This window comes from Azospirillum sp. P4_B5, assembly GCF_056402275.1.
Genome location: NZ_JBFUHT010000019.1, coordinates 16,979 through 33,415, shown reverse-complemented (window position 1 = coordinate 33,415; position 16,437 = coordinate 16,979). Strand labels below are relative to the sequence as shown.

Sequence of the window (16,437 nt, the reverse complement as noted above, 5' to 3'; positions counted from 1 at the left end):
GGATCAGGCGCGCCCGACGCTGCCGCTGCAGGCGGTGGGATGGTACAGCAACTCGGCCATGGGCCGCTCGGCCAGCGCCTGTTCGCACAGGCGGTTGAACTCGGCCATCTTGCGCTGGAGGTCGCTGTGGTGGGCCATCATCCGGTCGAAATCGGCGGTGGCCGAATCGATCTGGCTGTTGGCCGGGGTAAAGTTGGCGGTGTGGCCTTCGATGGACAGAACGTCGGCGGAGAGGGTGTTGCCGGTCTGGGTCTTACCGGGGAAGGCAAGGATCTGGGCCATCGGGTGTCTCCTTCGCTCACCACCATTCGATGCACCCATCCAACTACATTTACCTTTCGTTAGCCACCGTTAATCTCTCGTTAACCATGACAAGAAGGAGACCTACGGCGAAGCCCTCGCTGGACGTGGCATCGCGGTCGGCCACTCAGGCGCCCAGCCGCCGCAGGGCGTCCGGCAGGTCGGCAATGCGGTCGAGCAGGATGTCGGCGCCCAGCTCCTGCACCGGCATGCGGGGATAACCGTAGGTCATCGCCACCACCGGCACCCCGGCGGCGCGGGCGGCCTTCACGTCGTTGCGGTTGTCTCCCACCATCGCGGCGTTGCCGCCGCCCAGCGCCTCGACCACCCAGGACAGATGACGCCCGTCCGGCTTCTTCACCGGCAGCGTGTCGCCGCCGGCCAGCGCGCCGAACAAGGGCAACAGGTCCAGAGTGTCCAGCAGCTTCCGGGTGATCCGCTCCGGCTTGTTGGTGCACAGGCCCAGCTTGACGCCGCTGTCCGCCAGCCCCGCCAAGGTTTCCGGCACACCGGGATAGAGCGTCGGAGGTTCGTCATCGTGGAAATAGGCGTCGAGATAGTCGTCGAGGGCCGGCTGCAACGCCGCGTCGGTCAGGGCGTCGCCGGTCGCCGCGAAGGCGTGGCGGACGAGGGCGGCCGACCCGTCGCCCACCATGCCGCGCACCTGCTCCTCGGTCAGGGCGGGCCGCGCGAAGCGGGACAGGGTGCGATTCAGGACGCGGGTCATGTCCCGCGCGCTGTCGATCAGCGTGCCGTCCAGGTCGAAGACGACCGCGGAGAAAGGAATGGTGGCGGACATGGCGGACATCGGCGTGGGTTCCGTGATAGCCCAAAGGTGAGCGGCACCCCGTTCGATAGCACGACCCACCCCCGGCGGCGACCCCTTGTTCCGGCGATCCACTCCCGGCATAGGCCCTTCGGCGCCACTGGCGCGGCGTGCGTACACCCTCGGGCCGCGTTTTGTGTATGTCAGATTGACACAAAAGTTGACTTGGGGTCCTGGCGCCGGATGTGGCACTCAATGCTTGGGGACGGACCGTTTGCGCTTGAGGACGGACCGTTTGCCCGGATTTTGATGCGCACGCTTTTCCACCCGTTTGCCATAACCCGTTTCCAATACTGCAGGGATATCCGATGACTCAGCACCGCCCGCTCGCCTGCGTCATTCTCGCCGCCGGCAAAGGCACCCGCATGAAGTCGGACCTGCCAAAGGTCCTGCACCGCGTCGCCGGCCAACCGATGGTCGGCCATGTGCTGTCCGCGGTGAGGGCGCTCGACCCCGACCATGTGGTCGTGGTGGTCGGCCCCGGCATGGACAATGTGGCCGACGCCGTCGCCCCCTACCCCACCGCCGTCCAGCACGAGCAGCGCGGCACCGCCGACGCCGTGCGCGCCGCCTTCGGCCTGCTGGAAGGCTTCGACGGTGACGTGGTGGTGCTCTACGGCGACACGCCGCTGGTCACGCCGGACACGCTGCGCGCCATGGTCGCCGCGCGGCGCCAGCCGAGCGACCCGGCGGTGGTCGTCCTGGGCATGCGCCCCGACGATCCCGGCGCCTACGGCCGCCTGATCCTGAACGCCCGCGGCGGACTGGAAAAGATCGTCGAGTATCTCGACGCCTCGGAGGAGGAGCGCCAGGTCACACTGTGCAACGCCGGGCTGATGGCCTTCGACGGGTCGCGGATGTTCGACCTCATCAGCCGCATCGGCAACAGCAACGCCAAGAGCGAATACTATCTCACCGACGTGGTGCAGATCGCCCGCAGCAACGGCATGGCCTGCGCGGTGGTCGAGGCCGCCCCGGCGGAGGTCGTCGGCGTCAACTCCCGCGCCGAACTGTCGGAGGTGGAAACGCTGATCCAGCGCCGCCTGCGCAAGGCCGCCATGGACAACGGTGCCACCCTGACCGACCCGGACAGCGTCACCTTCTGCGTGGACACCCGCCTCGGCCGCGACGTGATCGTCGGCCCGCATGTGGTGTTCGGCCCCGGCGTGGTCGTCGCCGACCGGGTGGAAATCAAGGCCTTCAGCCATCTGGAGCAGGTCCGCGTCGACAGCGGCGCCCAGGTCGGCCCCTACGCCCGCCTGCGCCCGGGGGCGGAGATCGGCCCGGATGCCCACATCGGCAACTTCGTCGAGATCAAGAACGCGAAGATCGAGGCCGGCGCCAAGGTCAACCACCTGACCTACATCGGCGACGCGCGGGTGGGGGCGAAGGCCAACATCGGCGCGGGGACCATCACCTGCAACTACGACGGCTACGCCAAGAGCCACACCGACATCGGCGCCGGGGCCTTCATCGGCTCCAACACCGCGCTGGTGGCTCCGGTCAGGGTGGGCGACGGCGCGATCGTCGGGGCGGGCAGCGTGGTCACCACCGACGTGGAGGGCGACGCGCTGGTCGTGGCGCGCGGGCGCCAGCAGGCTTACACCGGCTGGGCCAAGCGTTTCCGCGAACGGAAGCAAAACGAGAAAGCGAAAAAGGCGTAATATTGCCCCGGTTGACCGTTCACCCGGCCCCGGCCATCATTCAGGAGTTGCAGGTTCATGTGTGGCATCATCGGCATCATCGGCACGCATGACGCGGCCCCCCGTCTCGTCGAGGGTCTCCGCCGCCTCGAATACCGTGGTTACGACAGCGCCGGCGTCGCCACGCTGGTCAAGGGCGGCATCGAGCGCCGCCGCGCCGAGGGCAAGCTGATCAACCTCGACGCCAAGCTGCGCGAGGCGCCGCTGCCGGGCGTGATCGGCATCGGCCACACCCGCTGGGCGACCCACGGCGGCCCGACCGAGAACAACGCCCACCCGCACGCCACCCACCGCGTGGCCGTGGTGCACAACGGCATCATCGAGAATTACCAGGAGCTGAAGGCCGAGCTGATCGACCACGGCTACGTCTTCGAAAGCGCCACCGACACCGAGGTGATCGCCCACCTCGTCACCTATTACATGGAGAAGGAAGGGCTGGGTCCGGTCGAGGCCGCCGCCGCCTCCTTCAAGCGCTTCACCGGCGCCTTCTCGCTGGTGCTGCTGTTCTCCGGACAGGAGGACATGCTGATCGGCGCCCGTCACGGCACGCCGCTGGCCGTCGGCTATGGCGAGGGGGAAATGTATTTCGCCTCCGACGCCTTCGCGCTGGCGCCGCTGACCAACCGCATCTGCTATCTGGAGGACGGCGACTGGGTGGAGCTGACCCGCACCGCCGCCGTGATCCACGACGCCCGCGACGCGGTGGTCGAACGCCCGGTCAAGACCACCGCGCTGTCCGGCGCGCTGATCGGCAAGGACGGCTACCGGCACTACATGCTCAAGGAGATCTACGAGCAGCCGCAGGTCATCGGCGACACGCTGAACGCCTACATCAACCCGGAAACCGGCCGCGTCACCCTGCCGGAGACCAGCTTCGACATCGCCAAGGCGACGAAGCTGACCATCGTCGCCTGCGGCACCGCCTACTACGCCGGCGTGGTGGCCAAGTACTGGTTCGAGACGCTGGCCCGCCTGCCGGTCGAGGTCGACATCGCCTCGGAGTTCCGCTACCGCGAGGCGCCGATGCCCGAGGGCGGCGTGGCGCTGTTCATCAGCCAGTCGGGCGAGACGCTGGATACGCTGGAGGCGTTGCGCTACTGCAAGCGCCAGGGCCAGAAGATCCTGTCCATCGTCAACGTGCCGGAAAGCACCATCGCCCGGGAGTCCGACGCGGTGCTCTACACCATGGCCGGTCCGGAGATCGGCGTCGCCTCGACCAAGGCCTTCACGACCCAGCTGACCACGCTGGCCTGTCTGGCGGTTACCGTCGGCCACGCCCGCGGCGTCATCCCGGCGGAGCGGATGCAGCAGATCGCCCAGGCGCTGCGCGAGGTGCCGGCCCGCGCCGCCGACGTGCTGGCCCACGACGAACGCCTGCACGAGCTGGCGCAGGAGGTCGCGGAGGCCCGCGACGTGCTCTATCTGGGCCGCGGCGCGATGTACCCGCTGGCTTTGGAAGGCGCGCTGAAGCTGAAGGAAATCAGCTACATCCACGCCGAAGGTTACGCGGCGGGTGAACTGAAGCACGGCCCCATCGCGCTGATCGACGAGAGTGTGCCGGTGATCGTCCTGGTGCCATCGGACAACCTGTTCGAAAAGACCGTGTCCAACGTGCAGGAGGTCTGCGCGCGGTCGGGCAAGGTGCTGCTGATCGCCGACAAGAAGGGTATCGACAAGCTGTCCGACAAGGTCCGCTGGTCGCTGGAGCTTCCGGCCTGCGACCCGCTGGTCGCCCCGCTGCTCTACGCCATCCCGGTCCAGCTGCTGGCCTACCACGTCGCCGTGCTGAAGGGCACCGACGTCGACCAGCCGCGCAACCTCGCCAAGTCGGTCACCGTCGAGTAAGGCGGCCCGGTCGAACAAGGTCCCTGTCTGCGGACGCTAATGTCTCATCCTGAACCTGAATGTGTCATCGTGACGCATAAAGTCTCATCCTAATCCAGCTTGTGCTCTGCCGGGAGCGGCGTACCCTCGAAAGAGGTAGCCGCCCCCGGAGGCACCATGGCCCGGAAACGGTACTCCTTCGACGAGGACAAGATCGCCCGCTTCCAAAAGGAAGGGCGCGGCGAAGGAACCGGAGCGTCCTACAAGCCCTGGCTCACCATTCAGGACGTCCCGTCGATGGGGCGCTCCCACCGGCTGCGGGGATGGACGACGGGACGCATCCATCATCTCCTGTCGGACATCGAATGCGGCCTGTTCTACCTGTTCGACTGGTCGGAGTCGGTGCGCGACATCCGCGAACAGTTCCCGCTCGACCGGCCGACCACACGGCGAATCGCCGAGCAACTCGGCATCAAGCATCCGGTGGATACCGCCACCAAGACGCCGTTGGTAATGACCACCGACATTGTGGTCGACGTCGTCCGCGAAGGACGGTTCGTCACGCTGGCGCGCGCCGTTAAACCGGCCGATCAGCTGGATAAGCCGCGAACCATCGAAAAGCTGGAGATCGAGCGCCGCTACTGGTCGGAACGCGGTGTGGGTTGGGGCATCGTCACGGAGCGAGACATTCCCACCATGATCATCCGCAACGTGGCCTGGGTTCATAACTTCCGCTCGCTGGACGATCTCAGCCAACCCCACTCCGGCTATCTCGCCGAGAAGGCGGCACTGGTCGTGAGGGAGGTCGAGGGGTGGCCAGCGGACCAACCCTTGCGCCATTTCTGCGGTGCTATGGACACCTATCTGGCCATGCCACCTGGAACGTGCCTGATGCTGATTCGGCACCTGCTGGCCATCAAGGCGATCAGCTGCAACATGTCGGAGCCCTTGGACGACACCGCGTCCTTGCAGCGCTTCCGTGAGGTGTCCCCTGAACTGGGGAGGGCCGCAGGATGACATGGCCCCTGGTCAACCAACTACTCACCTCCACCGCCGATCAGCGAACCGAACGTGTTCTGTGGATCGACCCTATGGGCCGCGGCCTATTCGTAATCGAGGTGGAAGCCGCGACCGCCTTGCCGGTCTTTCGGGAGATGACCGATGTCCAGGCACTTATCGATCAGAATGCGCTCCTGGTCCGCGATGATGACCCCTGGCTCGCCCCCGTGTCGGAAACCGGAATCCCGGACGACCACAAGACAAAACGGGATGCCGCCTGGACGCTGATCGAGCCTTTGGTGAAGGACCAGCCGGCCATCTTCGTCACACGATCGCGCGGCAGAGCGATCCGCCGCGTCATGGTTGCCAGCGGCGTTACCAACCAGACCCTGTATCGTCTACTCCGACGGTACTGGCAGCGGGGAATGACACGAAACGCCCTGCTCCCCGACTATGCGAAGTGCGGCGCACCTGGGAAAGAGAGGGCAATCACCGAACAAACAAAGCTCAAGTTGGTCTCGAACGGATTCGGAAATCTTGTCATCGATGCCGATGTGCGGAGCCTCTTTCGAGCCGTCATCACCCGCCGCTTTGCAACGAACAGGGAACTCGACCTCAGCGGTGCCTACGAAGACCTGATCCGGCTCCATTATTCCGACTCGGTGATCGACGAGGCAACGGGGCGACAGATGCTTGTTCCGGGAGCCCGCATTCCCAGCCCCCGTCAGTTCCGCTACTGGTACGTCAAGGACAACGACGTCTTTCAGATCGAGCGCATTCGCCGGACGCCACGCGTCTACGACAAGGATTGCCGAGCGTTGCTGAGTTCTTCGACCAGGGAGACCATCGGTCCCGGGTCTCGATACCAGATCGACGCGACCATCGGTGACGTATACCTCGTGTCCCGGCTGAATCGGAACAGGATCGTCGGTCGGCCGGTGGTCTACATCGTCATCGATGTCTTCAGCCGCATGATCGTCGGCGTGTACATCGGGTTTGAGGGTCCGTCCTGGGTCGGCGCCATGATGGCGCTGACCAACGCCGCCACGGAGAAGGTCGCCTATTGCCGAGAGTTCGGTGTGGAAATTACCGACTCCGATTGGCCTTGCCATTATCTGCCGGACGTCCTGCTCGGTGACCGTGGCGAAGTCGCCGGCAACATGATCGACACGCTGATCAATACGCTCAGCGTTCATGTCGAAAACGCCGCTCCGTACCGGGCAGATTGGAAGGGCATCGTCGAACAGCGGTTCCGCATGTTGCCAGCCAAATTCAAGGCCTACACGCCCGGCTATATCGCGGAGGATTTCCAGGAGCGCGGCGGACGGGATTACCGCCTTGACGGACTACTGGACATTGATCAATTCACGCGGATCATTATTCACTGCATCCTCTACTACAACAATCACCATGTGATTCGGGGCTACGACAAGCTGCCGGAAATGATCGCCGATGGCGTGCCGGCGGTTGCCATTGATCTGTGGGAGTGGGGGACGGCGCGGCGAAGCGGAACGTTGCGGTCCTTCCCGCCGGACCTCGTAAAGCTGAGCTTGCTGCCGTCTGGCGAGGCGACCGTCACGGCGCAGGGTATCCGCTTCTACGGCTGCTTCTTCAGCTGCCGAAAGGCGATCGAGGATCACTGGTTCGAGCGGGCGCGCCAACGGGGTACCTGGGCTGTCCGGGTCTCGTACGAACCGCGTTGCCTGGACGAAATCTACGTACACGACGGAACCAACCCGGCGCGCTTCCTCGCGTGCAACCTGACCGACCGAAGCCGTCCCTACCAGGGGAAGACGCTGTGGGAGATCGACCAGATGCGTCAGGAGGACCGTCGCATCGACCGGGGACAGCAGCCCCAGGCTCTCGGCGGGCGAATCAATCTGACGGATGTGATCGAAGACGTCGTCGCCGAGGCCCAAGCCTTGAAAGCGGCGTCCTCTGCCGTTCTGGAAACCGACCGCCAAAAGATCAAAGGCATCAGGGACAACCGACGAGACGAACGTCGATTGAACCAGGACCGTGAGGCGTTCCGCTTCGGTCCGGAGGCAAGCGAAGAGCGCGGAGGCAAGGTGGTCCCATTCACACCAAACCCGCCCGCCGATGAGGATTACAGCTTCCCGAGCATCGCAGACATCCTGAACCGGTTAGGAGACGGAGGTGAAGATGACCAGGGACGACGCTGACCTTCCTGAGCTGCCGGAATACCGGGACAACCCTTTCATAAACCGGCTACCGCCGGTTCTATCGATTCCCGATGCCCTGCGGAACCTGACGCAGTTGCCGCTCCATCGCGAAGAAGAAAGGCAATACCCGGCCCACCTTCGCTGCCACTGCCTACAACGGTTGGGGCGCTACTTCGTACCCCTCGAACGTCATCTACAGCTGGAAGTCCGGCTTTCGGCACTCATCCGGCAGGGTTACGTCGGCCGCAACCCCAACACCACCGACTACCTGTACCGGCTGCACAACGACTATGAGCGTGTGCTGAAAAAGGACCTGTCCGCCACCATCCATCCCGTCGAAACCACCGCATCGGGGTTCGCCCTGATCGGCTGCTCCGGCATCGGCAAGACCAGAAGCGTCGAGCGCATCCTGCATCTCTATCCAAAGGTCATCCATCACCAGGAGCCGTTCAGCCTGGAGCAGGTGGTCTGGCTGAAACTGGAATGCCCGCACAAGGGATCGGTGAAGCAGCTCTGCATCAGCTTCTTCCACGAAATGGACAAGTTGCTCCACACCCGCAACACAGCCCGCTACGGCTCCAGCCGCCTGTCCATCGACACCATGGTCGTCCACATGGCGGAAGTGGCCGATCGGCATGCCCTTGGCCTCCTGGTCATCGACGAGATCCAGCATCTCGTGCGCGCACGCGGCACTGGCCGGGACGACTTGCTGACCTTCCTAGTGGCCTTGGTGAACACCATCGGCATCCCGGTGATGATCGTCGGCACCCCGGCCGCTATGCCGCTACTGCAAAGCGCCTTCCGGGAAGCACGCAGGGCCAGCGGTCTCGGCAGCCTGATCTGGGAACGGCACGCCGAGGACGCGACCTGGAACCATTTCATCGACCAGATGTGGCGCTATCAGTGGACACGCGAGCCGACACCACTGACGGACGATCTCCGCCGCGTGCTGTACGAGGAAAGCCAAGGCATCGTCGACCTGGTCGTCAAGCTTTACATGCTGGCGCAGCTTCAGGTCATTCAACTCAATGCCGTCACCGGACGGGATAAGAGCGAGCGGTTGGCCGTCGGCCTCTTCAAACACGTGGCCGCCGACGCGTTTCGCTTGCTGGCACCGATGATCGCGGCGTTGAGGCAGAACGACCGTGCCGCCCTGGAAAAGTACGACGACCTCCGGCCCTTGGACGACTACGTATTCCAAGCCTTCCAAACAGCGACAGTCCGACTGACGCCCACGCCCGCCAAGCCAACGGCGGAGCTGCCGGAACCTCCGCCCATTTCCCCCGCTCAGGATGGAAGCGAAGCCGTTCTGATCTCCCTGGAAGGACTCGGCCTGGCCCGTGACATCGCCCAAGTTCTGCTGACCCAAGCGAAAGCCGAAAACCCGGGCCTCAGTCCTCTCGACCTGGTCGCGACGATCGCCGCAAAACTCCGCGAGCGCGGGCCTGAGGTAAAGCCGGTAAAGCCCCGCCGCAACCAGCAGAAGGCCGCCACGCCCGCTCGTCCTATCGACCCTGCCGACCTGCGTGTGATCGTCTCCACCGCAAGGTCAGCGGGGGCAACCGGCTACGATGCGCTTTTGGCAGCAGGTGCCGTCAAGCCGCCGCTGCAGGACATCGCAGCCTGAGGAGCGTCGGCGATGCTTCCCTATTTTCCGGCACCTTATCCCGACGAACTGCTTTACAGCCTTCTGGCCCGCTATCACCGCCACACCTGCTCGGTCAGTCCCAAGGGGACGCTGGAGGATCTTTTTGGAAGCCGGAATGTAAGAGCGACGGTGGACCTGCCGGGACATCTCGGCGCGCTGAGCCGTCATGTACCACCCGACCGAGATCTCACGCCGGAGAGGCTTGCCGCCGAGTTCACGCTCTTCCCCTACTACGTTGCATTCCAGCCGCCGATGGTCGTCACCGATGTCCTTGCTGCCTTGATCCATGGCAGGGCCGATGGCATCCACCTGCGCCTCGGGATCGCGACTACCACGGTTTCCGCTGCCACCGCATTGCGCTACTGCCCGGCCTGTCACGCCGATGCACTCACCCGTTGGGGTGAACGTTTCTGGCGCCGCGCCCATCAGCTTCCCGGAGTGCTGGTCTGCCCTGACCATGGGATGCCCTTGGCGGACAGCAGCGTGGTCCCCGTGCACGGGCACCAGCACGAGTTCGTCGCCGCAGATGATCGGAACTGCAGATCAGGATCTGCATCGCCGGTGTGGGCGGATGACCACAAATGTCGGGCTATTCTGCTGGACATTGCCCGGCGCAGCGCCGCCCTTCTCAATGGTCGGCGGTGGGGCATGAACCCGGCCGACCTGACCGCCCGCTACCGCCACGCCCTGATTGACCGCCGTTTCGCCTCTGCCAACGGGCGCGTCGACCAGCGGCATCTGCACGACGTCTTCGCCACCGTGTTCGCGCCAGCGTGCTCGGCTTTGCCGGAGTTGGAGGACACCACCTGGCTGGCGTCCATCGTGCGCAAGCATCGCCATGCCTTCCACCCGCTGCACCACATCCTGTTCGGAATGTTGCTCGACCGATCCGACCCCGCGCCCAAAGTGGCGCACCCCACTCCCCGGCGGGTCGTAGCGACCACCGAATTCATCAATCGACTGCGTGATCTGGTGAGCCAAAAGGAAGGCTTGCGTGCGACCGCACGGGCTTTGAATGTGGACACGAACACCGTTCGCCTGCACGCCGCGAGACTCGGCATTGACACTCCATGGCGCCCATTGCTCCGGCCGCGCGCTGCGGCAAAGGGTGATACGGCGCCGGTGGTTCGAGAACGCTGGCTGGATCTTCAGCGCAAAGAGCCGCAGCTTGGCCGCAAGGCGCTTGCACACCGTCTGCCAGCTGAACACACGTGGCTCTACCGTCACGACCGAGCGTGGCTGGACGCCCATTCGCCGGCGAGCGCTTCGCGCACGCTCCCAGTTGCCCGCGTGGACTGGGCGGCCGCCGACCACGACCTCGCCACCGCCCTGCGTGAAGCCGCCGAAGCTATTGTCTCCCTGGTGCCGCCGGTAAGGGTCACGCTCGCTGAACTGGAACGACGCCTCGGCCGTCCCGGCTGGGTAGGAAAGCGCCGGGCCAAGCTGCCTGAGACGCTAGCCGTGCTAGCGTCGAACACAGAAAGTGTCGAGGCCTTTCAACTGCGTCGCATCGCCTGGGCTAAGGAGGTCCTTGAGCGGTCGGAGGGATTGGCGCCGGCCTGGAAGGTCCACCGTCTCGCCAGACTGCCGACTCGTGTATCAGCTGCGGTCCGACAGGCTCTTGCCACCACTCCCCAGAATGGACCTATTACGCCATGCCGTTAATCGACGCATTCGAGAAGATAGGCGAAGACCTGGAATTAATCTGGCTGGCTGGACTCGTGGATGACACGGAAAAGGGGTGGCAGGTCCGCGCCGCTACCCGTGGAATCGAATCGGATAACGTGGTCACGCACCTATTACCCATCGGCCTGCTGTCCGTGCTGCCACTGGGCAGGTGCTATTCGGGTGGCGATCCGACCAGTCTGGCGCTTCATGGCGATGTCGTCCAGTTTCGTATTCCGAACGTCGCAGATGGCGAAGAGGTATCCGCCGAGTGCATCCCACCCGACCTGTTCCCAGTAAAGGGGCGCACACGTAAGGTTCAGCGCCTGCTCCGCTATCGACTGAACGGCATTGAGGTATTGGTTCCAATCATCGAACTGATCCGAAGCCTGTTCGTGCACAACAAGACCATGGCGAATGCCTTGATGCATTCCACTGGCTTGACGGAACTCTGCCGACCGGAGTTGCCGGGTTTCCATTCGGATCTGCATCTCCATTTTAACGACAAAATGCCGGTCAAAATTCTGACACGGCCCTTCGTCGCTGAATTCGCTTGGACCGCAGTCAACCCGGACGCTCGTCGCTCATGGGACAGCGTGGCTAACTTGTCGAAGGGAAAAGAATACGTCAGCTTTCATCCACCACCGCTGTTGAACTCCACCTGGACCGTGCGATGGGAGCGTGATGGAAATACAGCGCTGGTGCTGGAAATCCTGCACATCACCGGCAAGCGCCATCCATGCGACGTCCTGCACTACTCCCACCCGTCAATGCGTAAAGCTGTCAGTTTTCGTCCCAAAAACCTGACTGGGCGCCAGGAAGACACTGACGAACCGCCTCCGGTTAGGGAAGTCCGTGATTACGTCGTGGACGACCGCGCAACTGGTAGCCGCATTGATGCACACCAATCTGCGCTACCAGTGATGTCGAAATTCAGCAGCTTCGACCGCGAGATCGAGATCAGCAAGGTGGCCGAGAACACCGCCAAGGAACCGACATGCTCCTCCGATGATGACGGCGACGAGTCAGGGACCGGTGATCGCAAGCCGCCACCCGAGGTCGTCGCCCGTCGCCGAGTTCGCGTTGCGGCAAGCGTCGGCGAGGAGGAAGCAGGAGCCACACTGCCACCCATCGAGTTTCAACTGCTCGAACCCGCCGATCCCGACTACTTGGGCGAACTGGAACCTCTGATCGGCGCGCTCCACATCATGGCCAAGATGCTGCCGACGGTGAAAATGGCGATGTCGCTTTGCGCGCTGAAACGCGGTCGTACCATCTCGGTGACTGGTCATCATCGCCGCCCCTGCCTGATTGCCGTACTTTGGCCACCGGCCTCCCCGCCGCTGGTGCTGATGGACGTCGATCACGCCGGCGGGGTTTCCTTATCCTCAATGGTATTGCGCTACACACGTTCCTTACAGTTCCGAGAAATGGAAGAACACATCAAAGCTCTGCTCGATTGTTTAGTAGATCACCACGGACGCTGGCATGAAAGCAACTCAGCTTCGCTTGCAGACGTTTGTGAATGCATCCGCCTGCCACGAGTTCTACGGCATCGTGAGCGGATTGATCAGAAGGCTTATTGGAAGTCCTGGGCAATGCGGTTGGCGGAACGGTTCGGGCTCGAAACAGAAGCATCGAGAACGATGTAGCCTCCTCCTGGCAGGCTGCAGCCGCTGTGTTTCCAGCGCGTACGTTGTCAGCTTCGGCGGCTGATCTGCACCTCCGTGAGTAGCTGAATAGCTTCGCATAGGAGGTCAACTCGGCCTCCCGCCGCAATGTAGCCCGCAACAGCTCTCGCTGCCTCGCGTGGGACTGCGCTGTTCGATTCTCGCATATTCACATACTCTAATATACGGCACAACCGCGCAGATCTGCGCGCATACTCGCAATTCAGCACCCTAGATACGAACGGCTGGTCCACATGAGTTGCAGCCGCAACCTGCTTCTGCGTAAGCGAATCACGCACCATCAGCGCATGCAATCGCTGCGCTAGATCCTCCTTGTCTTTGTCCGTGAAAGCTTGCATAAATCGCATAAACGCATATTGCGGATAAATCTTCAAGAGATGGATTCGTTCATGACGCCCACATACGTAGAGATGTTCTGCGGCGCCGGCCTTTTTGGAGGGGCATGGCACCGCGCCGGTTTCGATTGCGCCCTAGCGGTCGATCTTGATCCGGAGGCAACCGCGTCTTATCGCCAGAACGTTTCAAAGAATGCTAAGGTAGGGTCGGTAGCGGACCTGCCGGATGGCGTGGGTTGCGACGTCCTCTTAGCCGGCCCGCCCTGCCAAGGCTTCAGCACTCTAGGGCGTCGCGATCCGACTGACAGGCGGAACTCTCTCTCGGCGTATGTCGGGGACTGGGCGCAGGCATTGCTGCCCAAGGTCGTGGTGGTTGAGAATGTGCCGCCGTTCCTTCAATCATTACACTGGTCGAAGCTGACGGAAAGATTACGGGCCATCGGATATGAGGTCGACGCATGGGTAATGGATGCCGCCGACTTCGGAGCGCCGCAGAATCGGCAGCGTTCCTTCACGATTGCATCCCTTGTCGGGCTACCGCGTCGACCTGCAGCAGGCGAACACCGCTCGACCGTGAGAGAAGTATTTTCATGCTCGCCCGATGATGGTGACCCGATGCATGTCTGGCCAGAGCCGACGGGGTTGGCCTCTCGCCGGATAAAGTTAGTTCCTGCAGGGGGTGACAAACGCGATATTCTTGCCGTTGCCCCTGAACTCTGCCCTCCCTCGTGGACCCGGATTGGATGTCAAGCTACGGACGCTTGGGGACGGATGGAATGGGACAAGCCAGCGAACACACTTCGCTGCTGTTTCCAGAACCCGTCCAAGGGGCGCTATCTCCATCCGTCCGAAGACCGCGTCATATCCCTTCGCGAGGGCGCCCGCTTGCAGGGCGCTCCCGACTCTTGGGAGTTCGTGGGAACGAGAACTTCAGTTGCTCGACAGATCGGCAACGGCGTGCCTCTTTACTTGGGCACGGCCGTTGCCTCCGCGGTCGCGGAACTACTCAACTGATCACCAATGGCAGGCCGCCTAGATCAGCCATCTCGCTATCTTCGGCCTCAGCCTTTTCAAGGGCTGCAATCGCGTCCATGTGGACCGTGTAAGCCCTGTCGAGGAGTTCTCGGAGTCCTAACACTTCCCAGTTCTGCCCCATCGGCCGCTCGGCAATATCGGCCATTAGATCCCGACATTTTCGCGCTGTTGTTTGTGGATCAGGCTTGGCTCCGATCAAATATCCTTGAACGAGTATTTCCTTTTTTGGATATTCGCTACTGAGCCATTCGCGGATTTGGCGAATGTAGCTCCTGAGCTGCTGGAGATGATCGACGTCGAGAGGGATGTTTGGAGATTTGAGCTCGACGACGGTAACGACGTAAGGCGATGCGGAGTCCGACATAAGAAAAACCAAGTCCGGCCTTGTCTCGTCAGGCTCGCCATTACTCTTAGGCTTTGCGAATTTGTCAATGCCGAGTTCCTTGGCAAGTGCGGTGACCACCTTTCCCATATCAGAATCGCTGGTAAGATAACGCGCGTACTCCGGCTTAATTAGCCAAGGATATTCCTTCAGCAGATCATGCAATTCGTTCTCAAATCGGGGACCCTTCCGCCAAGTGTCTTCTCCCTTTTCGGTCAAAGCTTGGAGGGCGGTGATGCCGCTGCGGCGGCCACGATACAGCTTAAGTGCGTCCGACCTTTCAATCTCGGCCAGTTCGGACAAGTGACTGGCTATTTTCTCAACACTTCCTGGATCGGATTTTAGCTCGATCAGCCGCACCAGCACATCGCGGGCGTTCATCGAGTCCACTATCAAAGGAGCCATCTCGGCGAATTCCGCACTTTTCACGCCATGAACGCTTACCAGAGTTTGGAGAACCTTTTTGGCAGCCTCCTTTTGGCGACGGGGCAAGCGATCAATGATCTTATTGATTTGACGGGCCTCTTCCGCTTTTTCCAGCACGTCTATCGCCTGCAGCTCTCGAAATTTTGCGTGAGCGGCAATGGCGCTTTTCATCAATTCGGTGATTTTATCAATGAGCGAGTCGACAATCTCATTATCTTCACGTAGTTGTGTTCTGTTGGTATTTACCAAGTCCACGGCCAAGCGATCGAGTTGGTCTGCTCGCACCAAGCATTCCATGTAGCTTTGTGAATGGAAATTGTGCATGCCTGTTGGCAGCTTAAAAAGGCTTGGCCCAGCGGCTAATCTCCTATTGCAATAAATGCGTGCGCCTCGTTTAACTGCATCCAAATGACCGAACTTGGCTTCGGGCCGATTAGGATCGGGCTCGCGGGCGCGAAATTTGACCACATAATCGATTACGATTGGGTCACCGCCGTCAACGTCAATTTGGGCAGTCGCATAGCCATCGGCGCCGCGATGTTCAGGATATAAATACTCGTAGTTTACCGGAGGTTCCTTACAAGGAATTTTGTTCACCAGAACTTTGAAATCATCTGGATCTATGCCGAAAAAACTCTCGGCGATAATGGACCTAACAGTATCGATGCTATACTTTACCGCATCACACTTAAGACGGCTGAGCGTAACAGTCGTGCCATGCTCGTCGGCATCTCCACATCCTTCATATGTGGCAGGAATTTTGACCGTAGCTAAGTTGTGCGCATTCTTGAGATCGTTATAGTCTAGCTCAAAAACTGTAGCGAACATTTCGCCGGCACGCTTGGTACGAATTGTGACCAACTCAGCAGCCCCAAAACCCGCCAACTTTCCGAGTCCTTTACGACCCATAACATAGCGTCGTCCTGACTCACTTTTGAGCTTATTCTCGACGCCTGTATCGTCCGCTCTTCGCCTCCGATTAATCGGCAGGAAACGGTTTTCGACCTCCCTAGGAGTCATGCCATGACCATCATCGGAAATCACAATTTTGAATTCGTCAGGCAATGGCTCTAACAGGACCCGAAAGGGAGGCTTCTCTCCTTCGGCAACAGCTTTTTTCGCCGCCTCACGCATAGATGCTCGCGCTTCCGCGATGCCTTCAGGAACTGAAATTTTAACCACGCTGGCGTCCGAATCGTAAGCATTCGCCACGAACTCTACCAGGCACTTACCGATCGAAGTATACATGTTGATGCCAAGAGCCTCGAGCATACCGCCTTGGATTGCCATCGGAAAGTGAGTGGGCTTATAATCTGCGCACATAAGTTTCCTCTTACGTCGGAGAATTGCTCGCTACGCTATTCGAAACTCATATATTGTTCAACTGGTGTTAGGATCATGGGTGCGCCCAGCACATCTG

Annotated in this window: 11 protein-coding genes; 8 read left to right on the top strand and 3 right to left on the bottom strand. The window is 61.6% G+C overall.

Annotated features, from left to right (window positions below; translation table 11 throughout):
• Positions 1 to 3: 3 nt before the first annotated feature.
• Both AC1DVI_RS16350 and AC1DVI_RS16345 read right to left on the bottom strand, forming a co-directional pair.
• Complete coding sequence (locus AC1DVI_RS16350) at positions 4 to 282, bottom strand: hypothetical protein (protein ID WP_200475224.1); 279 nt, start codon at positions 280 to 282, stop codon at positions 4 to 6.
• A gap of 145 nt (positions 283 to 427) precedes the next feature.
• On the bottom strand, positions 428 to 1,108 hold the full coding sequence (locus tag AC1DVI_RS16345) for an HAD-IA family hydrolase (RefSeq protein WP_476958858.1): 681 nt from the start codon (positions 1,106 to 1,108) through the stop codon (positions 428 to 430).
• 326 nt (positions 1,109 to 1,434) lie between these two features.
• On the opposite strand from AC1DVI_RS16345, the gene glmU reads away from it, so the two are divergent.
• The 8 genes from glmU to AC1DVI_RS16305 all read left to right on the top strand — a co-directional run bounded on the left by glmU (position 1,435) and on the right by AC1DVI_RS16305 (position 14,188).
• The gene (glmU, locus tag AC1DVI_RS16340; RefSeq protein WP_149163469.1) at positions 1,435 to 2,790 is read left to right on the top strand and encodes a bifunctional UDP-N-acetylglucosamine diphosphorylase/glucosamine-1-phosphate N-acetyltransferase GlmU; all 1,356 of its coding nucleotides are present in this window, start codon (positions 1,435 to 1,437) and stop codon (positions 2,788 to 2,790) included.
• A gap of 57 nt (positions 2,791 to 2,847) precedes the next feature.
• Positions 2,848 to 4,674 carry a glutamine--fructose-6-phosphate transaminase (isomerizing) gene (gene glmS / locus AC1DVI_RS16335; protein ID WP_476958857.1) on the top strand — a complete coding sequence of 609 codons (1,827 nt, stop codon included), beginning with the start codon at positions 2,848 to 2,850 and terminating at the stop codon, positions 4,672 to 4,674.
• Between the two features lie 156 nt (positions 4,675 to 4,830).
• The gene (locus AC1DVI_RS16330) at positions 4,831 to 5,670 is read left to right on the top strand and encodes a TnsA endonuclease N-terminal domain-containing protein (RefSeq protein ID WP_476958856.1); all 840 of its coding nucleotides are present in this window, start codon (positions 4,831 to 4,833) and stop codon (positions 5,668 to 5,670) included.
• Positions 5,667 to 7,835 carry a Mu transposase C-terminal domain-containing protein gene (locus AC1DVI_RS16325; protein ID WP_476958855.1) on the top strand — a complete coding sequence of 723 codons (2,169 nt, stop codon included), beginning with the start codon at positions 5,667 to 5,669 and terminating at the stop codon, positions 7,833 to 7,835. Before AC1DVI_RS16330 ends, AC1DVI_RS16325 begins: the two co-directional genes overlap by 4 nt.
• Entirely contained in the window at positions 7,816 to 9,462 is a 1,647-nt protein-coding gene (locus AC1DVI_RS16320) for an ATP-binding protein (protein WP_476958854.1), read from the top strand. The genes AC1DVI_RS16325 and AC1DVI_RS16320 overlap by 20 nt, the downstream gene beginning before the upstream one ends.
• Positions 9,463 to 9,474: 12 nt before the next feature.
• Positions 9,475 to 11,148 carry a TnsD family Tn7-like transposition protein gene (locus AC1DVI_RS16315; RefSeq protein WP_476958853.1) on the top strand — a complete coding sequence of 558 codons (1,674 nt, stop codon included), beginning with the start codon at positions 9,475 to 9,477 and terminating at the stop codon, positions 11,146 to 11,148.
• Positions 11,139 to 12,800 carry a hypothetical protein gene (locus AC1DVI_RS16310; protein WP_476958852.1) on the top strand — a complete coding sequence of 554 codons (1,662 nt, stop codon included), beginning with the start codon at positions 11,139 to 11,141 and terminating at the stop codon, positions 12,798 to 12,800. The genes AC1DVI_RS16315 and AC1DVI_RS16310 overlap by 10 nt, the downstream gene beginning before the upstream one ends.
• Positions 12,801 to 13,216: 416 nt before the next feature.
• A complete protein-coding gene (locus AC1DVI_RS16305) occupies positions 13,217 to 14,188 on the top strand; it encodes a DNA cytosine methyltransferase (RefSeq protein ID WP_476958851.1) in 972 nt (323 codons plus the stop codon).
• Here AC1DVI_RS16305 and AC1DVI_RS16300 read toward each other — a convergent pair.
• The gene (locus tag AC1DVI_RS16300; protein ID WP_476958850.1) at positions 14,181 to 16,340 is read right to left on the bottom strand and encodes an ATP-binding protein; all 2,160 of its coding nucleotides are present in this window, start codon (positions 16,338 to 16,340) and stop codon (positions 14,181 to 14,183) included. The genes AC1DVI_RS16305 and AC1DVI_RS16300 overlap by 8 nt on opposite strands.
• Between the last annotated feature and the right edge of the window lie 97 nt (positions 16,341 to 16,437).